The 23,662-nt window shown below is 49.2% G+C and carries 23 protein-coding genes; 13 read left to right on the top strand and 10 right to left on the bottom strand.

Annotated elements, in window-relative coordinates; all coding sequences use genetic code 11:
• Genes Q3F21_RS07510 through Q3F21_RS07490 form a run of 5 tightly spaced genes read right to left on the bottom strand, consistent with a single transcriptional unit; the run spans position 1 to position 4,338 of the window.
• Positions 1-1,017 carry a hypothetical protein gene (locus tag Q3F21_RS07510; protein ID WP_340250920.1) on the bottom strand — a complete coding sequence of 339 codons (1,017 nt, stop codon included), beginning with the start codon at positions 1,015-1,017 and terminating at the stop codon, positions 1-3.
• Positions 1,014-1,433 carry a methyltransferase domain-containing protein gene (locus tag Q3F21_RS07505; protein WP_340250919.1) on the bottom strand — a complete coding sequence of 140 codons (420 nt, stop codon included), beginning with the start codon at positions 1,431-1,433 and terminating at the stop codon, positions 1,014-1,016. Before Q3F21_RS07505 ends, Q3F21_RS07510 begins: the two co-directional genes overlap by 4 nt.
• Complete coding sequence (locus Q3F21_RS07500) at positions 1,430-2,674, bottom strand: glycosyltransferase (protein ID WP_340250918.1); 1,245 nt, start codon at positions 2,672-2,674, stop codon at positions 1,430-1,432. Before Q3F21_RS07500 ends, Q3F21_RS07505 begins: the two co-directional genes overlap by 4 nt.
• Positions 2,671-3,714: a glycosyltransferase family 4 protein gene (locus tag Q3F21_RS07495; protein WP_340250917.1), complete on the bottom strand. Its 1,044-nt coding sequence runs from the start codon at positions 3,712-3,714 to the stop codon at positions 2,671-2,673. The genes Q3F21_RS07500 and Q3F21_RS07495 overlap by 4 nt, the downstream gene beginning before the upstream one ends.
• A gap of 21 nt (positions 3,715-3,735) precedes the next feature.
• Complete coding sequence (locus tag Q3F21_RS07490) at positions 3,736-4,338, bottom strand: class I SAM-dependent methyltransferase (protein WP_340250915.1); 603 nt, start codon at positions 4,336-4,338, stop codon at positions 3,736-3,738.
• Between the two features lie 236 nt (positions 4,339-4,574).
• Here Q3F21_RS07490 and Q3F21_RS07485 point away from each other — a divergent pair, with 236 nt between their 5' ends.
• The 11 genes from Q3F21_RS07485 (at position 4,575) to Q3F21_RS07435 (ending at position 13,065) form a co-directional block, all read left to right on the top strand.
• A complete protein-coding gene (locus Q3F21_RS07485; protein ID WP_340250914.1) occupies positions 4,575-5,174 on the top strand; it encodes a class I SAM-dependent methyltransferase in 600 nt (199 codons plus the stop codon).
• Between the two features lie 31 nt (positions 5,175-5,205).
• A complete protein-coding gene (locus Q3F21_RS07480; protein WP_340250913.1) occupies positions 5,206-6,123 on the top strand; it encodes a glycosyltransferase family 2 protein in 918 nt (305 codons plus the stop codon).
• A gap of 2 nt (positions 6,124-6,125) precedes the next feature.
• Positions 6,126-6,743: a class I SAM-dependent methyltransferase gene (locus Q3F21_RS07475; RefSeq protein ID WP_340250911.1), complete on the top strand. Its 618-nt coding sequence runs from the start codon at positions 6,126-6,128 to the stop codon at positions 6,741-6,743.
• Between the two features lie 64 nt (positions 6,744-6,807).
• Positions 6,808-7,263: a dTDP-4-dehydrorhamnose 3,5-epimerase family protein gene (locus Q3F21_RS07470; protein WP_340250909.1), complete on the top strand. Its 456-nt coding sequence runs from the start codon at positions 6,808-6,810 to the stop codon at positions 7,261-7,263.
• A gap of 12 nt (positions 7,264-7,275) precedes the next feature.
• Entirely contained in the window at positions 7,276-8,283 is a 1,008-nt protein-coding gene (rfbB, locus tag Q3F21_RS07465) for a dTDP-glucose 4,6-dehydratase (RefSeq protein ID WP_340250907.1), read from the top strand.
• A 63-nt stretch (positions 8,284-8,346) separates the two neighbouring features.
• Positions 8,347-9,186 (top strand): dTDP-4-dehydrorhamnose reductase, encoded by an 840-nt coding sequence (rfbD, locus tag Q3F21_RS07460; protein WP_340250905.1) that lies wholly within the window; start codon positions 8,347-8,349, stop codon positions 9,184-9,186.
• A gap of 15 nt (positions 9,187-9,201) precedes the next feature.
• A complete protein-coding gene (locus Q3F21_RS07455; RefSeq protein ID WP_340250903.1) occupies positions 9,202-10,248 on the top strand; it encodes a glycosyltransferase family 4 protein in 1,047 nt (348 codons plus the stop codon).
• Positions 10,249-10,289: 41 nt separating this feature from the next.
• On the top strand, positions 10,290-10,823 hold the full coding sequence (gene cysC, locus Q3F21_RS07450) for an adenylyl-sulfate kinase (protein ID WP_340250901.1): 534 nt from the start codon (positions 10,290-10,292) through the stop codon (positions 10,821-10,823).
• A gap of 43 nt (positions 10,824-10,866) precedes the next feature.
• Complete coding sequence (locus tag Q3F21_RS07445; RefSeq protein ID WP_340250899.1) at positions 10,867-11,658, top strand: sulfotransferase; 792 nt, start codon at positions 10,867-10,869, stop codon at positions 11,656-11,658.
• A complete protein-coding gene (locus Q3F21_RS07440; protein WP_340250897.1) occupies positions 11,651-12,265 on the top strand; it encodes a class I SAM-dependent methyltransferase in 615 nt (204 codons plus the stop codon). Before Q3F21_RS07445 ends, Q3F21_RS07440 begins: the two co-directional genes overlap by 8 nt.
• Before the next feature lie 11 nt (positions 12,266-12,276).
• Positions 12,277-13,065, top strand: coding sequence for a carboxypeptidase-like regulatory domain-containing protein (locus tag Q3F21_RS07435; protein ID WP_340250895.1), 789 nt, complete (start codon positions 12,277-12,279; stop codon positions 13,063-13,065).
• Between the two features lie 55 nt (positions 13,066-13,120).
• Here the strand turns inward: Q3F21_RS07435 and Q3F21_RS07430 are convergent, their stop codons facing one another.
• Complete coding sequence (locus Q3F21_RS07430) at positions 13,121-14,332, bottom strand: glycosyltransferase family 4 protein (protein ID WP_340250893.1); 1,212 nt, start codon at positions 14,330-14,332, stop codon at positions 13,121-13,123.
• 44 nt (positions 14,333-14,376) lie between these two features.
• Positions 14,377-16,122 carry a phospho-sugar mutase gene (locus Q3F21_RS07425; protein WP_340251008.1) on the bottom strand — a complete coding sequence of 582 codons (1,746 nt, stop codon included), beginning with the start codon at positions 16,120-16,122 and terminating at the stop codon, positions 14,377-14,379.
• A 254-nt stretch (positions 16,123-16,376) separates the two neighbouring features.
• Between Q3F21_RS07425 and Q3F21_RS07420 the strand changes: the two genes are divergently transcribed.
• Positions 16,377-17,747 (top strand): sugar phosphate nucleotidyltransferase, encoded by a 1,371-nt coding sequence (locus tag Q3F21_RS07420; protein WP_340250891.1) that lies wholly within the window; start codon positions 16,377-16,379, stop codon positions 17,745-17,747.
• Positions 17,748-18,058: 311 nt separating this feature from the next.
• Positions 18,059-19,795, top strand: a complete 1,737-nt coding sequence (locus Q3F21_RS07415) for an amidohydrolase (RefSeq protein ID WP_340250889.1) — start codon at positions 18,059-18,061, stop codon at positions 19,793-19,795.
• Between the two features lie 149 nt (positions 19,796-19,944).
• On the opposite strand, the gene Q3F21_RS07410 is transcribed toward Q3F21_RS07415, so the two are convergent.
• The 3 genes from Q3F21_RS07410 to Q3F21_RS07400 all read right to left on the bottom strand — a co-directional run bounded on the left by Q3F21_RS07410 (position 19,945) and on the right by Q3F21_RS07400 (position 23,476).
• A complete protein-coding gene (locus tag Q3F21_RS07410; RefSeq protein ID WP_340250887.1) occupies positions 19,945-21,171 on the bottom strand; it encodes an MFS transporter in 1,227 nt (408 codons plus the stop codon).
• Between the two features lie 418 nt (positions 21,172-21,589).
• Positions 21,590-22,282 carry a response regulator gene (locus Q3F21_RS07405; protein ID WP_340250885.1) on the bottom strand — a complete coding sequence of 231 codons (693 nt, stop codon included), beginning with the start codon at positions 22,280-22,282 and terminating at the stop codon, positions 21,590-21,592.
• 12 nt (positions 22,283-22,294) lie between these two features.
• Positions 22,295-23,476 carry a sensor histidine kinase gene (locus Q3F21_RS07400; RefSeq protein ID WP_340250883.1) on the bottom strand — a complete coding sequence of 394 codons (1,182 nt, stop codon included), beginning with the start codon at positions 23,474-23,476 and terminating at the stop codon, positions 22,295-22,297.
• Between the last annotated feature and the right edge of the window lie 186 nt (positions 23,477-23,662).

The raw sequence follows: 23,662 nt of genomic DNA, 5'->3' as shown, positions 1-23,662 counted from the left end.
TCACTCCTGCGGGGTAATCATGTCCAGGTACATTTTGCCGATCGCGGTCCAGGAATAATCGCCGATGTACCTTTTCTGGCCGGAATTCTCTTCCTGAGTCAGCACCTGCCTCAGCGCTGCCAACAATTGTTCTTTGGTTTTCACTTTCGTGACTACAGACGCGGGAATGTCAGCGAACCACGAAACATCGTTGACGATCACCGGCCGACCGGTGGCGATCGCATGGCGGACAGCTCCCGATGAGACATAGGCATCAATCTCGTGATACCAAAGGACGATCGCATCAGAGACAGCCAAATGACTGATGAGCTCGGGAAGCGGAAACCACTTAGTCTTGCGTATCAGGTGAGGGGGATTGATCAGGCAGCTCCCCGTTGAATCAAATACGAGGAACGTAAATCCAAGGTCCTGCGTCACATCGGAAATCAACCCATAATCCGTCCGTCCAAGGCCGAAGGTGGACACGATTGTTCCAGACAGCCCGTATCTATGCCGCAGCTGTTCCTTTGATTCTGTGGGAGGATCGGGTACGCCCTCCGGAATGAAAATCGATCCTCCTATCAACTCCTGCAGCCTCTTGGACAAGGCTGCTTTATGTTTGACCAGGTGGAACGGAAAAGCTGGTCCTATACATGAGTCGTGAAAGGCGACGATTACTTTTACCTGCTTTTGTTCAGCCAGCTCCAGAAACTCCTTTAGCTGATGATCATTGATGATGCCATTCTGGTATTGAACAATCATAACCTCGATGTTTCGATGGTCCATTTCCGCAAGCAAAATCCCAAAATCAAAGGTGTGGGAAATGCTCCAGGCAGGTGCGTAAAAGCATTCAACCGCGCTGACTTGAGCCGGAGGCGAGGAGGTCAGCCATTTTCGGTCATTTCGTATGGCTTCTCCCCCGAAACTCCCAAACAATGTAACAGAGTGGCCCATTTTTTCGAATGCCCGATACAGCTTGACGCTGTATTCCGCGATTCCGCATTTCATCGCATATGAGCTGAGAATTCCGATATTCATGGATGTTCATCCGCCAGTTTTTTGGTTGCGACGACTTCCATGTTCAACTCATCGAGCGCACGTACCTGTGCATTCTCAAATCCTGAAAGTTCGAGAACAGCGATTAAACGCCGGGTATGAAAACCGGTTTCGATAAAATCGGCTTCGTTTTCCTGTTTTCCATAAACGAGAAAATCCAGATCCGTAAAAGAAATGGACCCTTCCATATACTTTCTGGCAATCCACTCCAGATTGGGAACGCGTATAATGAGGCTGCCTCCTGGTGCTAACACCCGACTGTACTCTGCCAGAATTTCCGGCACCTTTTGCCGGGCCAGGCGATGAAGAAAGAAGAAGGAAGATAGTGTCGAAACGGATCCATCAGGAAGCGGAAGCGAAAGCTGATTGTCTGTGGGCAATATTTGATAGGCATTCATTGAGATGAGCCTCCCTTGAAAGCGTGGATGCAAATCGCTTGATCATCCGGCCCGTTAATGGAATTGACCCTTGAAAATTCGGATTCGTATAGGATTCGCGTCAAACTGTCGACAGAGAAGCCAACCTTGTGAAAATTCTCTTCGTAATCCTCGTGACCGTACACCCATGTCTCGAAGTGGTCAAAATCCCATCCCTCTTTCTGCTCGACAAAAGCTTTTACATACCCGTGCAGATTGGGGCCAAAAATTTCGATGAACCCGCCCGGCCTGAGTACGCGCAGCCATTCCTTCAGCACGGGAACGACTTCTTTTCTGGCGATGTGCTCCAAAATATTGTAGGCGGCCATTTCATCTACAGAGTCGCTATCGAAGGGGAGGTTGCCTGCGTCAGCCACGAATTCGACGTGGCGCAAGGGACGAATGTCCAAATGCAGGTAACCCGGCAAAGGATGGTCTCCGCAACCAATCTCCAGCCTGAACGGTGTCGATTTGATTTTGGCCATCGCATCGTAGGTATCCGGCCGGTACAGCTCCAGAATGTCTTGTTTATACGGCATCCATTTCTCATGAAAATAAAGCGTATTTCTCGTGATTTGAGGGATCACGCCGTCCGTATTGACGAAACCGGTTTTGTGGGCATAGTGGAAAACTCTCGTGGCTTGCGCGATCAGGGAGTACCCCAAGCTCTTGATGCGAAGGCAATAATCCGCTTCTTCATTCCAAAAAGGCGTATATCCCCAGTCAAAGTATCCGATTCTCTTGAACAAATTTCGGTAGACACAGCAATAGCCGGTCAACAGATCAACTTTGATCCGATTGACCTGGTGCAGCGGAAGGTTCATCGTATGAAGCCGGTGGTCAAAGTTCTCGTCAAGAAGCACACCCTCGTGGCCGACGCCCCCGACTGTTTCATCCTTCAATGGTTCCAGGAGGGGAGAGAGCCAGTCTTCGCCTACCTCCACATCGTTGTCCAAGATGGCGACAAATTCGCCCTGCGCCAGCTCAAATCCGAAATTTCTGGCGCAAGACCCGTGATTGGTTTCTTTATAAACAGCCTTGATATTCGCGTGCTGCTCGACAAGCCCCGCAAAATATTCTTTGGTCCCGTCCGTGGAGCCGTTGTCGACCAGGATCAACTCATAATCGTTCTTGGTATGCCGCAAGACGGATTCTACACATAAACGGGTGTAGGACAAGTTGTTAAACGCGGTGACGACAATTGAGGTTAATCCTTTAATCATCCTGACAACTCCTTCCATTTGCTCATCCAATCATTTGCCAATTTCGCATAATCAAACTCCGTCAACGCTCGTTCCCTCGCCTGATTGGACAACTGATTCAATTTCTCCGGATTTTTCAGAAGGGAAATAACAATATCAGCAAACTCTTGGCTGAAATTTGGATTCTCAAATGGATTGGAGTCGATCAGATAGCCTGAGTAGCCATGTGCGACAGTAGACGAGAGAGCACCTCTCCTGGTCGCTATAGTAGGGGTGCCGCTAGCCTGACACTCCAGTGAAGCGATGCAGCATAATTCATTGACAATGCATGGATAGACATGCAGGACGCTTGTTTTTTGATAATAAACCAACTCATCCCGTGGCACTTTGCCGAGAAAATGGACCCGCGGATTGTTGACAAATAGTTCTCTGTAGGGGGCGTTGCCGGGATCGTCATGTCCCCATAAAGTGAAATCGCTTGTCACTACCAGACTGACATCGGGAATTTCGGAAGAGATGATAAAGAAAATATGTTCCAGCAGCGATAAGCCTCTGTTCGGAACGGAGCAGTAAATGAGCTGATTTTTCACTTTGGTGATTTTCTCTTTATATTTGCCAGCGTCGATCCCGCAACTCGTTTCAAAAATAAGCTCTCTTGGAATTTTATAGTTCTGTACCAGGTGTTCCGTATGAAATGGGCTGATCGTGAAAACAGCCTGGACGTGAGGCAATGTCCACGCCCAGCTCTCGACCCAGGTTTCGCTATCCTCATTTGACCAATGTACTTTGACCTTGCTGTTGATATCAGGCAGCAGGGGAGTGCGCGAAAGTGAAACGAATACATCGAAATATTCTACAGTATTCAGCAAGGAATCATGCATATACATGACGCCATGGAACTTACCCGGCTTAGAGGTAGGGGTATACACATAGACCTCATTTTGCTTGGCCAGCTCTCTTGCCATGCAGACGAGGGTGCCTTCAGTCCCGCCCATCCCTCTGCCTTCGTAATCCCCATCTGCCCAACCCCAGGTCTTGCCAAAATAAAAACCGATCTTCATAGATTTTTTCTCCTTTACCCATTAGGTAACATTCGTCCGCTGGGCCACGAACAATCCGTGACTGGTGGGAGGCATCGGTTCCACTCTCCATTTATCCGTATTCCGTACGCATTCGTCTATCACCCGGTTGACATCCGGCCAGGTGCAATCGTGAAACACGATCCATCCGTTTTCTGCGATGTGGGGGAACCAATCGTGGTATTCCTCCAAAACCATGTCGTATTCATGTCCATCATCGATATGCAAAAGTCCGATTGGCTTGTTCCAGCCCTTCACGATTCTTGCAGATTCCCCCCGCAGCGGATGAACAAGAGCGGTGACTCCAATCGTTTGAATATTTTTCTGGAAGTTCGCGTATAGCTGATCTCCCGTAATTCCATCTGGAAAATTCAAATCCCAGGGATCTACGGCATAGACGGGGGCTTGATGGCCGTATCTGCTTCCGGATGCCAAATAGCAGGTTGACCGGCCTTGAAAGCTGCCAATCTCGACGATAGAAAGGTGACTCGGAACTATGCTGGCAAGATAAGCCAGATACCGTCCTTCATCATTTTTTACTGCGCTCCAGCTATCGATCGCTTCCAACTCAGGCTCATTTGGCAGAATAAGAGGCTTGATCGGCATGTGAGTTCCCCTTTCTGGTCAGTTCTTGATTGCTGATGGTAACAGGCAATTCTATTCATTCTTATGTAGTCGTGCATGGTAGGGTAACGGGACATCCATATCATATACGCGTACATTTTCACGGGCTGTGAAAGAAGTCTCCGCAAATATAGGTGAAGGACGGGTGGGAATGTACCGTTGCAGGCCGTTTGTGATTGACATACACATGCTAGAAGCGAGAAAGGGAGGGGTTCACTGTGAAAAAATTGATTCTACCGAACGAGAATGAGTTAAATAATGTCGAAGGGATACTTGCACTCGATGAAGGGCGTTACCTGGCGTATTGCGCAAGTGTGGTACCAAAGGAACAGAAGATCGTGGAGATTGGCAGTTTAAAAGGAAAGTCAACGTGTTTTACAGCAATGGGCAGCATGCTTGGAAACGGTGCTCACGTTTATGCGATGGATCCGTGGGAATTGATTTACGGGGAAATCGGGAAAACCTATCATCAGGAATTTTGGCAAAACGTCGGCAAATTCGGCCTGGAACCGCTGATCACCTCGATCGTTGGCTATTCCCATGAGGTTGTGAAGGAGTGGAGCGGTGAAATCGGTCTTCTCTTTATTGATGGCGACCATCATTACGAATCGGTGCGAAGGGATTACGAGCTGTGGGCGCCGTTCATTGCGCAAGGCGGATGGATCGCGTTCCACGATATCAATGGAATCTGGCCGGATGTCAAAAGGGTGATCGATGAGTTGATTATGCCGTCAGACCTTTGGACGAACAAAGTGTTCCTGCCGACAGACTACGGCTTTTTTATGGCGCAAAGAAACGATGTTCCCTTTCATCCCTAGGAAGGTTATTTAACGGAAAGAAGTGGGGGATATGAATAACCTGGTCAGTATTATCGTTCCGCTGTACAACCAGTATCACGTCACCGAGCAATGCTTGGACAGCATTTTCAAGAACACGGACCTCCCCTATGAATTGATCTTGATCGACAACGGATCGACTGACGCGACGAAAGAGAAGATCATGCATGTGGATGTCAGCCCTTACCGCTGGGTGAAGGATGTCAAAATCATCTCCAATCCCGAAAACCTGGGTGTGGCGAAAGCCTGGAATCAAGGGATCAAGTCAGCGGAAGGGGAGTTTTTCTGTCTTTGCAACAATGACATTGTCGTTTCGAAAAATTGGCTTCCCCCGTTGATCGAAAAAATGCGCAGCAATCCGAATCTGGGAATGGTCAGTCCTGTCGACAACGTGTATATCATGAGCTATCCTCACCGTTTCCCGGAAGAGGATACATTTTTACGAGCGCGTTTTCCTTTTGAACCGACCCTGGAGTCGATCGATCGGTTTTACGACGGCTTTGAAAAATTCGCGGAGTCATTTGCGGAAAAGCACAAATCCGAATCGTATTTTCATGTCAGCTTTTCACTCGTGATTATTCGCAAGACACTGATTGAGGAAATCGGACTGTTCGAGGAAGGGCTGGGAATTGCCTTTTGGGAAGATGTCGATTTTGTTCAGCGGGCTCTGTTGCACGAAACTCTTTCAGAAATGATGGTTTACCCGGGGAGCTACGTCCATCACCACGGCAGTGTAACCAGCTCCTTGTTCGGAATGCCTCAATTAATTCGTTCGGCGGATCGGTTCTCCATGAAATGGGGCAATGTTGGCAACAGCATAACTGAAAAGCTGGCGCAAGGTCTGATAAACAAAGACAATTTGCCGCAGCTTCGCGCTGAATACAGGCCCTTGCTCCCTTTTTTAACGAATAATGAAAAACCGGAGGAATGACATTGAATCCGAAAATCCTGCATATGAAAAATTTACTCTACTCTGTAGAAACAACAGACGGTTGGTTAACAACCCCGGAAGCAGTGGCTTTGCTTCATCTGCCGCTGCTGGTGGACCATGTTCCCGGGGCGATCGTCGAGATCGGATCGTACAAAGGGAAAAGCGCAGTCGCATTGGGATTGGGAAGTATGCTTCTCAGCAAACAAAAGCGGCCTGTTCATGCGATTGATCCTTTTCAGCCGCACTATGACGGGGAACAGTTTAACGACTTTCATGCTTTCAAACAGCCGTATTTTGATAGCTTTTGGAACAACATTACCAATGCGGGCCTGCAAAACCATGTAAAAGTCATTCCAAAGTTCAGCAATGAGGCTTATACGGAGTGTCCAGACCCCATTGCAGCTCTTTTTATTGACGGTGACCATCGATACGAAGGGGTCAAGCAAGACATTCTGCTGTACACGCCCAAAGTTGCAAAAAACGGTATCATTGCTTTCCATGACTACATGCATGCAGAAGGGGTTACTCGAGCAGTTGATGAGCTGTGCGCGGGGAACGCCGGTTTTGAATATGTGACTCTGTATGAAAACTCCCTGCTGCTCGTACGTAAAGTCTTCTAGTGCGGCAGTAGAGAAAAGAATGGATGAGAGGAAAGGATGGATTGAAACGGGAGGAAGGCTTGAGATGATACAGGACGTAAAAATAAAAAAATTGGTAAAGCACGTTGACGACCGGGGGACCTTTATGGAGGTTCTTCGGGACGATGATGAGATGCTGGAGCAATTCGGTCAGTTGTCATGTTCGCTCAGCTATCCGGGTGTCATCAAAGCATTTCATTACCATAAAAAACAGGACGATCTATGGTTTTTTCCGAAAGGCAATGCCCAAGTCGTCCTGCACGACCTTCGTGAGCATTCCGCTACCTATAAACAGACAGATGTCTATTACATGGGCGAGCACAACCCGATCGCTTTGCTCATTCCCCGCGGGGTAGCCCATGGGTACAGGGTTTTAGGAGATGAGCCCGCGATTATTACGTATGTGACCAACCAATCCTACCAGCCGCAGCATCCGGACGAATACCGAATCGCATATGACGACCCGGATATAGGTTTCGACTGGTCTACGCGGTTTAGATAAAGGGGATGAGCCATGAAACTGCTTGTAACGGGTGGAGCAGGATTTATCGGCAGCAACTTTATCCGCTATATACGGAAGAAATATCCTCACTATCAAATTCTCAACCTTGATCTCCTCACATATGCGGCAAACCTCAAGAATCTGAGGGATATGGAGACGCATCCTTCCTACCGTTTTATTCAAGGGAATATATGCGACCGAAATCTGGTAGAAAGCATCGTATCCGGGGGGTGGCCGAGGTTCGATGACGAGCCGGCGAAACTGGTCGATGTGATCGTAAATTTTGCGGCAGAATCCCATGTGGACCGAAGTATCGCGGAACCAGACATGTTTGTTCAGACCAATGTGCTGGGCACGCATGTTTTGTTGGAAGCAGCCCGAAAATTCCGTGTGAAAAAGTACCTTCAAATCTCCACGGACGAAGTGTACGGCACACTTGGCGAAACTGGCTATTTTACGGAAGAAACGCCTCTTCATCCAAACAGCCCTTATTCTTCCAGCAAAGCGGGAGCGGATTTGCTCGTGCAAGCATACTATGAAACATACGGGTTAGCCGTGAATATCACTCGCTGCAGCAATAATTACGGACCTTATCAGTTCCCGGAGAAACTGATTCCAATGACGATAACCAAGGCGATGAGAGACGAGGAGCTTCCGTTGTATGGCGACGGACAGAACGTCCGCGACTGGCTTCATGTGGAGGACCATTGTGCCGCTATCGATCTGGTGATCCATAAAGGCTTGCCTGGGGAGATTTACAATGTGGGCGGAAACAACGAATGGGCCAACATCGAGATCGTCAGGAACATTTTATCCTTGTTGAACAAACCTGAGCGTTTGATCCGTTTTGTACCGGATCGTCCCGGTCATGACCGTCGCTATGCCATCGATGCGAGGAAGATTCGAAGACAGCTCGGCTGGGTACCGAGACATTCCTTTGAAACGGGGATATGGGAGACGATCAATTGGTACAGGGATAACCAAGACTGGTGGGGGCGGATGCGGGCATCGGAAATATAAAGGGTTCGCTGCTACGCGAGTCATTTTCAGTTCAAATAACAAGAAACAGGGTGTAACGAAATTATGAAGGTCGTCATCACAGGGGCCAATGGACAGCTTGCTCAGGACCTGAAGGCAGTTTTTTCCGCTCATCATGAAGTCTTCAGTCTGAGTCGTTCGGAGCTGGATATTACCAACTCTGCCTCTGTCTCGGAAATCATTCATTTCCTCCGGCCCGACGCGATTGTCCATGCGGCGGCCTATACGAACGTCGATCAAGCGGAGTCAGACGAGGATACGGCTTATTTGGTAAATGCCTATGGGACGCGAAACGTGGCTGTCGCTGCTCGCCAAGTGGCGGCCAAGATGGTTTATATCAGCACCGATTACGTGTTTGACGGAAATAAAGGGACAGCGTATAACGAATTCGACCTTGTCAATCCTCTATGCGTTTATGGCAAGTCAAAGCTTGCCGGAGAAGAAATGGTGAAGAGCTTTTCAGACAGATACTTCATCGTAAGAACTTCCTGGGTATTCGGGAGGCATGGCAACAACTTTGTGAAAACCATGCTGAAACTGACCGCAATGCGGACGGAATTACAGGTCGTAAACGATCAAACCGGATCGCCTACCTATACGATCGACCTCGCGGCATTTCTAAAGGAACTGATCGAAACCGAAAAATACGGAGTCTACCACGCTTCGAATGCCGGGGCCTGCACATGGTACGAATTTGCAAAAGCCATCATAGCCGAGGCTGGTTTGACATGCAAGGTTGCCCCGATTGAAACGAAGGATCTCCCGCGGCCCGCTCGCAGACCGGCATATTCTGTCTTGGATCATATGGCAATCCGTCTTAACGGCTTCCCGGAGATGAGACACTGGACAGATGCGTTGCATACCTATATGAGCGCAAGTCTCTGAAAGGGAGCGAAGGAAATGAAAATTGCCATAGCCACCGTCCAGGTCCCGTTTGTGCGTGGCGGAGCAGAATTTTTGGCAGAGAATCTAAAGCAGCAATTATGGAAAAGAGGATATGAGGCTGAGATCGTAACCATCCCGGTTAAGCGTAAACCGCCCAGAAGTTTATTCAACAGTATCAAAATGACGCGCTATGTCAACTTGACAGAAACGATTGGCTCCAAGATCGACATGCTGATCTGTCTTAAATTTCCGATGTACTATGTACAGCATGATAACAAAGTGCTGTGGCTGTTGCACCAGCAACGCGAGGTCTACGATTTGTGGGGGACCCCGTACAGCGACGTGCATCAAATGGAGTATGGCCAACAGCTTCGCGATCTCATCATGAAGTACGACAACAAGTACATCCCGGAGCATAAAAAGCTGCTGACCATTTCCTCGACGATTTCAGAGCGTTTAAAAAAATACAACGGAATTGATTCCACGCCGCTTTATCATCCGCCGGCGTTTTATGAACAACTGCATTTTGAATCCGTGGACGACTACATCTTTTGCATCGGGAGATTGGACCCGTTAAAGAGGCAGGATTTATTGGTCGAGGCACTTCGCTATACGAAAACACCGGTTAGAGTGCTGCTGGCAGGCAAAGGCGATGAAACGTATGCAAAGCGTCTTCGCGCCCTCGCTGAAGCTTACTCTTTACAGGATAAAGTCCGCTTCCTCGGATGGATCAACGATCAGGAAAAGATCAGCTACTACGCCAACGCGTTAGCTGTGTATTACGGACCGTTCCAGGAAGATTACGGATATGTGACATTGGAAGCCATTTATTCAGGCAAGCCGGTGATCACGCATTTTGATTCCGGCTGTCCGCTTGAATTTGTAGCAGATGGCAACAACGGTTTTGTGGTCGACATGCAACCTGAGGCCATTGCGGAAAAAATGGATTGGCTTTACGAAAATAAACAGGCGGCGAAGTCGATGGGGATGGACGGAAAACGCCAATTAGAGCGTTATGACATGGACTGGGACCATGTGATTCAAACGCTGATCACGAACTGAACCATTGGCCTTGCAAAGCAACAAAAAGCGAGGACTGACAATTGCAAAAAGGGGTAACTGTCTGGTTCACAGGGCTTTCCGGATCGGGTAAAACGACGATTAACAGGCTGGTCGAGACGCAGCTTCGGAAAACCGGAATACGGGTTGAAGTGTTGGATGGCGACGATATCCGAAAATGGTTGGCAGCTGATCTCGGATTTTCAAAGGAGGACCGCCGAAAGAATATCGAGAGGGCTGCATTCGTGGCGAAGCTGCTTACCCGAAACGATGTCCTTGTTTTAGCCTCCTTTATTTCCCCATTTCGGGAAATGAGAGAGTATTGCAGGAAGGAAATCGGTTCCTTTGTAGAAGTCTTTGTCAACTGTCCCTTGGAGGTTTGCGTGCAGAGGGATGTAAAGGGACTTTATAAAAAGGCGATCGCGGGCCAAATCGAGCATTTTACCGGAATTTCCGATCCTTACGAGGCCCCTGAGTCTCCCGAGGTCACTGTTTATACAGACCGCGAAACGGCGGAGGAAAGCACTGGAAAGGTGATTGGCTACTTGCAGAGCATGCGATATATACCGCCTGCATAAACAGTTCAGTCAATGGAATGAATATGCGAGAGGGGGGAGCCTGGTGAATCTGATCATCTCCTCGGTACACGGACGATCAGGCTCGACGCTGCTGCAGAGAATTTTTAATTCTCGGAAGCTGACATTGATTTGGGGAGAGCATCACAAATGTCTCCGGGCCTTTCAGAACATTTTTGCATCGTTGAAAGAATGGACGCAGAGTGAGGCAGTAGCCGATCAACGGAGTCTTTATTTTGACGGCAACGAGGATCCCAATCATTGGATCGCCAACCTGATTCCCCAGCGTTCATTCCTTGAACAAGCCATGATTGCTTCTGTCCGCTCCTTTTTTGACAACTTTTATGCAGAATATCGGGAAAGCCATGATTTGATCGGTTTTAAAGAGTCGCAGTACGGATATGAGGAATTGCAGCTGTTTCGAAAAGCCTATCCTGATTGTACAATCATTCTTCTCGTCCGAAATCCGGTAAATACTTGGCAAAGCATTTCCGGAACCCACTTTCGGGCCCATTATCAATGGACAATCGAGCAGTATGTACACGATTGGAATAAAATCTCGTCTGCTTATCTGAAGCTAAGCCGGGAGGACCCCAAGGCTTATCTGATTCAGTACGAAGACCTGGTCAACAAAAACCGGGAGACTGTCAAGACGATTTGCAAGCTGGGGCGTCTCAAGCCCGCGGACGTCTTTCGCGTGTTGGACCATCCAATCGGCAGTTCAAAAACGAGGATACCGGAGGATGAGGTTTCTTACATCATGCAATCGTGCGGGGATGTTATGAAAAAAATCGATGATTTCGCGAAAAATGGAAAAAGGAGAAATCCCTTTGGCTGAAAGATCCGTCAAAGTACAAGAGCTTTTAGAAACAATACGTGGCATCGAAGGCTGGCTGACAGAGCTCGAGCAGATCGCACTCTTGCATTTGCCTGCACGGGTTGATGGCCTGCCTGGAGACATTGTGGAGATCGGCTCCTTTAAAGGAAAAAGCACAGTGGCATTGGGACTCGGCTGCTTTTTTTTAAGCGCCACGAAACGAAAGGTGTTTGCGATTGATCCGTTCGGGCCGCACGTCGATCCCGATTATCCAGATTTGTATTATACAAAAGATCCGTATTTTCATATATTCCTGGAAAATGTAAAGAGCTCGGGAGTCGGCGACATTGTACATTCAATAAGGAAACTAAGTACGGAAGCGTACGTTGATTGTCCCAATCAGATAGCAGCTTTGTTTATTGATGGGGATCACAGGTATGAAGGGGTTCAACATGATCTCCAGTTCTATTCGCCAAAGGTTGTCCGCGGAGGAATCATTGCCTGTCACGATTACGGGCACGCTGTATTTCCCGGTGTCAAGCTTGCCGTTGACGAGATTTGTGACCATCCGGATTTTGAATATGTTTGTGACTATGATAGCTTGAGGCTGATCCGGAAAATTCACTGAGGAGGTCATCCATGAACACGGAAGAATTTACCGGCCGCTATCATGATGCATGGCTTTCCAAGCGGTTTACGCTGCCGCTTCGGCATGTGAAACGAGAATCGCCCCTCATTCTTCACTGTCGCCGGTTGCCTTATCCGGAGAAATTGACGATTTCCATTTATGTAAACGGGAAATTGATACATGAAGAGAAAAATCCGGGCGGGAAATTTACGATTTCAACCTCGATCCCGGCCATGCTAAGAGGAAACCTGGAGATCATCGCCAGCGATGTTTTCGTCCCGAAAGAAAAAAAAATCAATGACGATGTAAGGAAACTATCATTTCTCGTGGACGAGTTGATTGTTCCGGGATTGCCCGATCTGATGGAGCCCTACATCCATTTGCTTGACTTCAAGCCTTCCCGAAAGGTCTATTTTCTCGACGACGAGGTATGGGATCAGCTGTCTTTTTTGCTCCCGTCCCATTACAAGGTCCCAAATAAGAAAATGGCAGGCCCTTTGAAGGATCGAGAGTGGTGGGAAAAAATCCGGCCTGAGCCGGTTTTGTTTATCAGCGGAAGAGTCTATGACAAGTTTTCCGGAGTCCCTCTGCCAAAAGCAGTCGTCCATGTCGTGGATGAAAAAAAGAACCAAATCCTGAAGACGGTTACGGATCGACAGGGAGCCTTTCATTTTTCGAAACTAAAACCAGGAAGATTTGTCGTGAAGGCCCAAGCAGATCGATACGGTCTGCAGGAAATAAACGTTGGAATCGGCGAGTTTGGAAAAATTGTTCATATGCCCATGCTTCCGCTAGTCTGAAAATGCGAACCGGCATTCTATCACGAAAAAAGAGGTGCTGTCATAAGGCAGCACCTCATTTGCATTTGTTTCGCGCCTGCTCGTATACCTCCAGCGTCCGCTTTACCATGTTGTCGGGGCTCCAGTATTTCCTTCCCCATTTTCGGCTGTTTTCGGACAATTTCGCTCTTAGCTCAGGCTCGCGCATCAGTGTCAAAATCGCTTGAAACAACTCTTCGCTGTTTCGCGGTTCGACCAGCATTCCTGTGTGCTGGTGAGTCAACAACTCCGGATTGCCTCCGACTTTTGTCGTAATAACGGGGAGACCGATCACCTGCGCTTCCATTACAGCGAGCGAATGGTTTTCAACAAGTGTCGGAAGCACGAAAATATCGGCTTGCTTCAACAAGTTGTACATATCTTTCCGGCTTCCCAGAAACTGAACATGCTCCTGGATATTCAATTGCCGGGCCAATGTCTCCAGCTCCGCTTTTTGCAACCCATCCCCGGCAAACTGGCAGACGAAGTCGTCTCTGACCGTTGCCAGCTTGGCCAGCGCCTCCAATAAATAACGCTGCCCTTTGTACGGGACAATTCGGGCGGGACAGATGATGACCAGTTTGCCGTCTGGCCGGGGAACTCGCTTCATTTTACCCGCCGTTTTGATGATGTTTTCCGCGTTCAGACCGTATGGGATGACGGTCAAATTTTCAGGAGGGACAAAAAAACGGTTGATGTATTCACGGCGGAGCCACTCGCTTGGCAGGATCGTAATATCAGCCGTGGACGCACCCAGATGTTCTTCGACAAAGCTGTACTTCCATCGCATGGACCCTTCCTTTTCAATTTCTCCCGTGACAAAAAACTCTTCCATGAGCAGCCCGTGGATCGTTGCAACATGAGGGGTTGAGGAGGGGATAACGCGTGAAAGAGCTCTCGTGGATATTACGTCATGCGTGTGAATCAGATCATAATCGTTCAAGCCGATCAAAACAGAAGCCATTTCAAACGCATAGCTTTCAATTTCGCGAAAACGTCCCCAGTCTTCGAAGTCAGGCAGCTCCTGATTAAAAAAATCCATCATCATGTCGTAAAGAGGAAACAGTATGGGCTTCTTCTCGATAAGCCGGTTTTGCTCCACCAGATAAACGTGACTCATTTCCGGGTGATGCCCCAGTACATCCACCTGGTGTCCGTGTTTTTCCAGCCCTTGCTTTAGCACCCGCAGATATGTGTCTACCCCTCCTACATGGGGCAAAAACCAAAACGTGGCAAGTAGTATTTTCATTTTACACGCCTCCACGGTTTCTTTCGCGCATTGAACAACACTGCTTATTCCGCGAGGTGAACCTTCCCGATGAGATCTACGACGGATTGTTTCAAGCGAGCAAGCTTCTGCCTGGAATCCTCCAGTGAGGCCCCCTTTACTCCACAATACAGCTTCAGTTTCGGTTCGGTTCCCGATGGGCGAAGACAAAACCATGAGCCGTCTTCCAGGTAATATTTCAGCACATCCGATCTCGGCAAAGAAATCCGCGTTACCGCCGATTGGTTCACATTCCTGGCTTCACCGTTCAGATAATCCTCGGTTTTGGTCACTTTGCTTCCATCAATGTCGGCCACATCGGTTTCCCGTAAGAAGCGTAATATTTTCCTTATTTGGTCCAAGCCTTTCTTTCCTTCTACTTGCATGGAAAATAAATCTTCACGGTAGTAGCCGTATTTCGAAAAGAGCTGAAGCAACGCTTGGTACACCGTTTTTCCCCTGGATTTATGGAAAGCGCACATGTCTGTAAACAGCACAGCTGCCTGGATGCTGTCTTTATCCCGAACGAAATCGCCGGTCACATAGCCGTTGCTTTCCTCGAAGCCAAATTGGACAGCATATTCCTTCGTATGCTCAAATTCACTCATCTTTTCTCCGATGTACTTGAAACCGGTGAGCGTATCGATCGTTTCCAGGCCGTAATTTCTCGCGATGGTTCTCGCCATTTCGGAAGACACGATTGTTTTTAGTACGACACCGTTAGCGGGAAGCAGCGCTGCCTCTTTTCTGGCCGATAAAAGGTACTCCAGCAGAAGAACACCGACCTGATTTCCTGTAAGGACAACGTACTTGTTTTGTTCGTTCTTGACGGCAACGCCCAACCGGTCAGCGTCAGGATCAGTGGCAAAGATCAGATCGGCATCCAGCCTCTCCGCGTACTCGATAGCCCGCTCGAACGCCTGGGGCTCCTCGGGATTCAAGGATACAGCATTGCTAAAATCGGGATCTGGGTATGCCTGCTCCTGGACGATGGTCACCTGATCATAGCCGAACCGGCTCATGGCTCGCATGATGGGTTCTCCGGATGTTCCGTGAAGAGGGGTAAAAACCACTTTTACTTGGGAAGAAGAAGCGACTGAGCCGGGAGGTGTTATCCGAATGGCTTCGAGACAGGAAAAATAAGCATCCAGAATGTCTTCAAAAACAAATGTCAATAAGCCCCGATTTCGCAAGGCTTGCTCATCGAGCGTGGCTACCGACAGTTCATCTTTCACTTCATTCATCTTGGCAAGCACTCGATCCGTGACGACGGGCGTAAGCTGACCGCCGTCTGGCCCATACACTTTGTACCCGTTGTATTCGCGAGGGTTGTGGCTGGCGGTAATCACGATTCCTGCAAACGCATGCAGATGGCGGATCGCAAACGAGAGAAGGGGGGTGGGGCAGAGACGGTCAAAGAGGTAACTGTGAATTCCGTGTATTCCCATCACTTTTGCCGCTTCCAAAGCAAAGTCAGCCGATTTGTACCGTGAATCATAGGCGATGACAATACCGCGGCGCATCGCTTCGTTCCCGTGCTCGGCAATGTACAGCGCCAACCCTTCGGTGACTTTGCGTACTGTGTACAAGTTCATCCGATTGGGACCAGGTCCCAATATGCCTCGTATCCCCCCTGTGCCAAATTCGAGATTTGTCTGAAAACAGTCTTCGAGGACAGACTGGTTGCCTTTCAAACGATCAAGCTCATTGCGCAGTTCACCGTCTAACTTGTCGCAATGCAGCCAACGGCGGTAATTTTCTTTCCACGTTATCATCAGACGAACCCTCCACAAATCTGTCGGCAGATGACGATCTATAGGACATAGTATGAAGCGCAGCATAAACGGCAACGGACATCTATCTATTTTCCCGACGGTTGTACAATTTTTTGTACATGGGAATACACGTACTCCGCAAGAAGTTTCCACTCTTGGACACGTCGATACACACATACCTCCTGAGGTGAGCGCACATATGGATATTACATGTGAGCAGAAAGGATCAGACAGAAATGAGGTGCTTCCCATTGAAGCTCGTCTTGCTTTCAGGAGGATCAGGGAAACGACTGTGGCCGCTTTCCAATGAATCCAGGTCGAAACAATTTTTGAAAACGATCAAGACCGAGAATGACGAGATGGAATCGATGCTGCAAAGGGTTTGGAGACAGCTGGGAAGAAAAAAGATGGTGGATGCAGCCTATATTTCGACGAGCATAGCACATGTGGACATGATTACTTGTCAGTTGGGAAACGATATACCGCTCATCATTGAACCGGAGCGGCGGGATACGTATCCGGCAATCGTTTTGGCTGCCGCCTATTTCTATTCCGAGCTAGGGGTAGACCTGAATGAAGTGATTACAGTGATGCCGGTTGATCCTTATACAGACCATCATTTCTTTGATAAAGTAAAAGAGCTGGAGGATGCAATCCGACGTACAAATGCCGATATCGCGTTGATCGGAGTCCATCCTGCCTACCCTTCCGAGAAGCATGGCTATATCATCCCCGACCGCGATGCAGCAAGCATGCACAATCCGTATATAGCGGTTCATTCCTTTAAAGAAAAGCCATCTGAAGACGAAGCCATTCAATTCATCCGGCGGAGAGCCCTGTGGAATTGCGGCGTTTTTTCATTTCGGCTCGGCTATCTCATAAAGCTTCTGGAAACGAAGAAGATTCCGCTTCGCTATGACCAACTGATCGAGCAGTACGACAAGCTTCCAAAGATAAGCTTTGACTATGAAGTAGTGGAGAAAGCCGAACGGGTCGTCGCCATCCCTTTTCAGGGGACATGGCGAGACTTGGGCACATGGGACACATTAACCTCCGATTTTCAGACGAAAGTGATCGGGAAAGGCGTTATTAGCGAAGACAGCAGCAATACCCATCTCATCAACGAGCTGGATATACCGATAGCAATTCTGGGCGTGTCGAATATTGTAGTTGCGGCAAGTCCTGACGGCGTATTGGTATCAGACAAATCGGCAAGCCATCGTGTGAAAGATTTTGTGAAACCACTCGAACAGAGGCCTATGTTTGAGGAACGGCGGTGGGGATGGTATCGCGTACTGGATTACCAAACAAGTGAAGACGGGACGGAAATAATGACGAAACGTCTGTGCATAACAGCGGGAAAAAACCTTAGCTATCAATATCATCTTATGCGAAGCGAAGTATGGACGATTGTTTCAGGAACAGGTGAATTTGTTCTGGAAGACCAGATGGTGCTGGTGAGCGCAGGGGATGTGTTCAAAATACCGACAGGAGCAAAGCACGGGATCAAGGCCATCACCGAGCTGGAGATCATTGAGGTGCAAATGGGCACAAGGCTCATCGAGGAGGATATCGTCCGCCTGTACACGGAGTGGGACGATTTGAGGAGAGCACTCGGGTGATAGCAGGTCGGAACACCGCGTGCCATGAGAGGTCCAGATTTAGAACAACGGATTGGAAAGGCCTCTTTGTACTTGAACAAGGCATGACGACAATCACGTTCTAAAAATAGCCAAACGTTAATCAGAGCAGCCCCGTATGCGGTGCTGTTTTTTGTTGTTATTTGTCGAAAAAGAATTGCATTGGTATACAATTCTCCTTATTATTAATAGCAGTCCGGAAGAAAGCATTTCCAACGGGTGAAGAAGATGCAAGCTGCCTTGCCGAAAACGCAAAAAACGAGAGGCACTGTGCGATGAAAAGGGGGATGCAAGTGTTTACAAAAAAAGCGGCGAGCGTGTTGCTTGCGGCTTCCATGCTTTTGCCGACAGCCGTTTCTGCCCAGACAGGAAGCAAGGCGCAATCATCTGTCCAGCCGGCCGACATGATCCTGCAAAACGGAGCCGTCTATACGGTAGACCGCAACCGCAACTGGGCGGAGGCAGTCGCAGTAAAGGGTGACACCATCGTATATGTCGGTTCCAGTGAAGGAGCCAAAGCGTATGCCGGGACACAGACGAAAGTAGTGGATTTGAAGGGGAAGATGGTTCTGCCGGGCTTTATCGACAGCCATACCCATGCAAGCAAGACGACCGGCATGATTTACACAGTCGACCTGTTTGATCTGGGGTCCATCGAAGAGTATGTGAAAGCTGTCAAGGAATTTGTGAAGAAGTATCCAAAGGAAACAGCGATCCAGGGACGGGGCTGGACGAACTCGGCTGCGACCGGAATTGGACCGCGTAAGGAGGCGCTCGATGAGGTATCCAGAGACATACCGATCGCCCTCACGTCGGATGATGGGCACTCCCTCTGGGTAAACTCCAAAGCGCTGGAAGTGGCGGGAATTACAAAAAGAACTCCCAATCCGGACGGAGGCCTGATTGAGCGCGATCCGTCTACGGGGGAAGCTTCGGGAACGCTGCGCGAAAAGGCGATGGACCTCGTGTTGAAAAAAATTCCGGGGCTTTCTGTCGAGCAGTATATGAATGGAATCCTGGAGTATCAGAAACTGGCAGCCGAACGAGGGGTGACGACAGCTCGCGATCCCGACATGCTGCGCTATCCCAACGTTCTTGAGGCGTACAAGCAGCTCTCCGAGGAAGACAAGCTGACCGTCCGCTTCCGCAATGCCATTACAGCAGACCCGGCGAAGGGGCCGGAGCAGGTGAAAGAATTCATCAAGCTGCGCGAAGAGAACAAGGGTCCTCATTTTCAGATCAACGCGGTGAAAATTTTCATGGACGGCGTGGTAGAGGGAGCTACCGGCTACCTGGAAGAGCCTTACAAGCACAAGCATACGAACGGCCAACTGATCTGGGACCCGAAAGTGTACAACGAGACAGCAGCCGCCGCCGATAAAGCCGGCTTCCAACTGCACGTCCACTCGATCGGAGACGCGGCGACCAGAATCACCCTCGACGGATTCGAGTATGCAGAGAAAAAGAATGGAAAGCGGGATGCGCGTCCTTCTATCGTTCATTTGCAATTATTCGATTCCAAAGATTTGGAGCGCTTTAAACGGCTGGGCGTCATCGGAATTCCGCAGCCATACTGGTTCTTGAAAGAGCCGGGATTCTTCGAAGAAATCGAGGTTCCGTACCTGGGACGCGAGCGGGCCGAGCAGGAATATCCGATGAAGAGCATGATCAACGCAGGCATCGTGATGGCTTCCGGCAGCGACTACATTGTGACCCAGGAGTTTCATCCGCTGCACGGCATTCAACAAGGCATCACCCGGATCGAAGAAGGCAAAACCGATCCTAAGGATATTGCCAACCCGGATGAACGCGCCACCCTTGCCGATATGATTGCCAGCTTTACGATTGACGGAGCTTACGCCAATTTTGTAGAGGATATTACCGGCTCTATCGAAGTCGGCAAGAAGGCGGACCTGGTCGTTCTGGATAAAAACCTGTTCACGATCCCGGCCACGGAGATCAAGAAAACGAATATTCTCTGGACGCTGTTTGAAGGAAAAGAAGTGTACCGCAGCGAGGCGTTCAAATAAAGGGAAGAGGGAACGAAACGGCATCAGTAAAAAAGCTGCTCTTCCAGTAGACGAATCTGCTGGAATGGGCAGCTTTTTTGTGTTTCGAACAAGCGCAGCGAAGTACGTTTGCCGGATCGGGCGACTGTCTTTTTTGCAAGGGGAAATGATCAAGCCGTCGAGTGATCCGCCTTCAAGTCCCTGCTTTCTTTCGCAGGCGCCTGGATCGCGAATTTCGTTTTCATTAGCGCGGCAATAATCAACAAAGCCAACCCGTTGATAATAAACACCGTTCGGATGGGAATCCAGCCTCCCAAAAACCCTCCCAATACAGGACCGATCATGTTGGCGAGCTGGGTAGAGGATTGATTGAGGCTAAACGCTCTGCCGCGGAATTCGGGGTCCGTCACTTTCACGATCAAGGCATTCAAAGACGGGTAAACAGCGGCAAAAAATAATCCGTAGACAAACCGCAGGATGCCAAAGCCGTACAGGTTGGTGAAAAAGTACTGCAGCAGGTTTCCGATCCCGCCGCCGACTAAGCCGATAAAGAGAATTTTCGAGTAGCCGATCTTGCCCCCGATCTTTCCCCACTGTGGCGCGGCCAGCACTGTGGCAATTCCGACCGCGGAAAAGATGATGCCCGAGCTGAGCGAAGCATCCTGCTGGGAAGCGCCGAGCTGCAGGACGTAGACAGTAAGCAGCGGCTCCAAAAGCATGACCGAAATCGTGACAACCATGGCCAGTCCAAGGATGGTGACAAAGGAACGGTTTGACATTGCCAAACGAATATCGTCTGCAACATGCGAACGTTCGCCTGAACGATTGAAATTCGTCTCTTTTACGAAAAACGTGGCGATAAATGCCGCAATCAAGACGACTACAGCCGAGAAGAGGAACGCCTCCCGATTTCCCCACAGATGGCTGACAAAGCCCCCAATCAAAGGCCCGATGATGCCCCCGGTAGCCCCGGAAGTCGCCATTACGCCGAGGGCATAGCCGACATGCTTGTCTGGCGTATTCGTCGCGACAAGGGCAATCGAGGCGGGGACAAACCCGGCCAGAAGGCCCTGAAGGACACGAAGTGCCAGAAACGAGTACGGATCGGTCACCAAATAGTTGAGAAAATACAAAACGGCCAAGCTGTAACCCGACCGAATCAACATGGGTTTTCTCCCGTACTTGTCAGAGAGAGACCCCCAATAGGGAGATATTAATGCACTGGCAAGGAACGTAATTCCAAATGAAATGCCCGACCATGCCTCCAAATGCTCGTTAACCCCTAAGGAAGTGTGGAGAAAGATCGGCAAAAAAGGGATGGAGATGGAATAGGCAGCGCTGCAAAAGAAGACGCCGATCCACAAGACAACCAGATTTCGTTTCCACGAGAATGACATGCTGCAACACAACCTTTTCAATAGAAAGAACAATGTTCACAATATGTTCATTTTAACATTCCTTTATCGAGGAGAGTTATCAAGAAAATACATAGTCCTATTGCAAAAGCTTAATAACTGATTCTCTGCCGGGTTGATGGTAATCAAACTTAGGCGTCTGACCCTGTCCTTTTACATGGGGGAGAGTCATTTACGGCAAGGTATCGGACTCCGCTTCGCATACAGGAAAATTTTTGAAACGTGCACTTCGCGGCGGAAAACTTTCGATAGAGTGAAATCTTTTTGCAAGTTGATCGTATTCCATAATGGATGAAGCGAAAAAAAGCAAAAAAGCCGGAACCCGAAACAGGATTGCCGGCTTTCTCATCTCCATCGCGACTGTACGACTAAGGCAAGAGGGGGAAAGAAATGGAGAGAATTATTTTACAAGCTTGTGGCGGAGTGCTAGCGCGACGGCTTGGGTTCGGTCTTCAACGCCCATTTTCTGTAAGATGCGATGAACATGGGTCTTTACGGTTCCTTCCGAAATGAACAGGTTTTGTGCGATCTGGTCGTTTCGGAATCCGTAGGCAAGCTGCTGAAGCACGTCCAATTCCCTATCGGTCAAATCTTCGAGCAATACGTACCCTTTTTCGGTTGGCTCCGCCGCCTCGGGCTGTTGGCTGCGCAGCAGCTCCGCCAACGCTTTGGCAGCGGTCCCTGTATGAAAGAGGACAGCTCCCTGATAGGCGCTGCGAATCAGTTCAAGCATTTCTTGAGAATCGGCATCCTTCAGCATATACCCGACTGCCCCGGCCCGTATCCCATCCACTACGTAATTTTGGATATCGAAGGTAGTGAGAATCAACACTTTGATGCGGGGGGATTGCTTTAGGATTTGGCGGGTTGCTTCGATTCCGGAACACTTCGGCATCTGCACATCCATCAAAATGACGTCGGGCTGGCAAGCTGCCGCTTTTTCGATCGCTTCCTCGCCATCTGCCGCCTCCCCGACGACTTCCATATCCGGCTGCATTTGAATGACATAGCCTAATCCTTGCCGGATCATGGTCTGGTCGTCGACAAGCAGCACTTTGATTTTTTTGGCGGCTTTGTTTGCATTTTGCACCATTTTTATCCCTTCCTATGCGATATCCTGGTACGGAATCACCACTTTTATTTCAAACCCATGTGGATCAATCGCGGTGCAGGAGAGGGAGCCGTTCAGCTCCGTCACGCGTTCTTTCATGCTCGATAATCCAAATCCCGGTTCAATGGTTTCATCCGGCGTCAGCTTTCCGTCGTCGCGGATGTACATGTAGCAATGGGAATCATCCTGGGTGACGATGACATCCAATTGGCTTGCTCCGGAGTGGCGCAGTGTATTTGTAACCGCTTCCTGCAAGATCCGATAAAACGCGATAGATATGGTTTGGGTCAATCCCAGTTCGGGATCGGCCGCATCCAAAGTACAGCGGAGTCCCGTATTTTTCTCTGTTTGAGAAAGGAACGCTCGCAGCGGGGCAAGGCCAAGGGAAGACTGGTCACTCGCCAGCGTGTGTACCGAGCCGCGTATGTCTTCCAGACTATGCTTGGCTACGTAAAGCATGTTCCGTACCGCTTCCTGTGCGTCGCTGGGGCCATTTTTCAGCATGAACTGCAAAGCGTGAAGCTGGACGATCAAAGAAGTGAGGGAATGGCCCAGCTGATCGTGGAGATCGCGGGCAATTCTCGTGCGTTCTTCCAGGACGGCTACCTGCATCGTATGCACGGCGGCCTCCTGCAGCTCGTTATGGGCTTCCTTCAGCTGGGCATGGGCCTTTTGCAGCTGCTCCAGATGCAGCTGGTTTTGTTCGTAGGCATCGAACTGGATGCGGTACCCTTTTGCTCCCACATAGCAGCCGATGAAGGTGAGCCCGAACGGGACCAGATGCGGCGAAAGGAACGAGTGGTCTTGGATCAGAAGCAAAAGCCCAATCAGTCCAAGGACGGTCGCGTAGATCAGAGCGCGTTTCTCTTCCATTCTGATGCCGACGAAAATGACAAGCGGGAACAGCAGCCCGATCGTTTCCGACCCTCCGACAAGCGCCTTGACGATGGTAACCAACCCGATCAAAACGGTCACGCATTCGGTGCGCAGGGGAGTCCACAGGTTTTTCGGCGTCCAGAACAGCCAGAAATGACAGACCAGGATAGCGAATGAAAAAGCGAATTGCGTCGGGGTTTCATGCATATATGAATTCGGAACCAAAATCAGGACAATCAAAGCAAGAAACCAAACGGTGAAGTATCGCTTTTGCAAGGCTTCCAGAATTCGTTTAAACAAAGCGACACCCTTCTTTCCCACACGTTTTCACACTCTTACTTTCATTCTACCATGCGATGTCATCTATCTGCAGATAGACCCGATCTGAGCGACAATCAATCCGTCGATAGATCACATACGGAAGTCCTATGTTTACAATATACGTTGTGACAATTACATCCAAAGAAAGGATGTTGTACGTTGCTC

This window comes from Brevibacillus borstelensis, assembly GCF_037834415.1.
Classification (GTDB): domain Bacteria; phylum Bacillota; class Bacilli; order Brevibacillales; family Brevibacillaceae; genus Brevibacillus; species Brevibacillus borstelensis_A.
The sequence above is the reverse complement of the archived record's forward strand: the minus strand, read 5'-3'. Positions and strand labels throughout refer to the sequence as shown.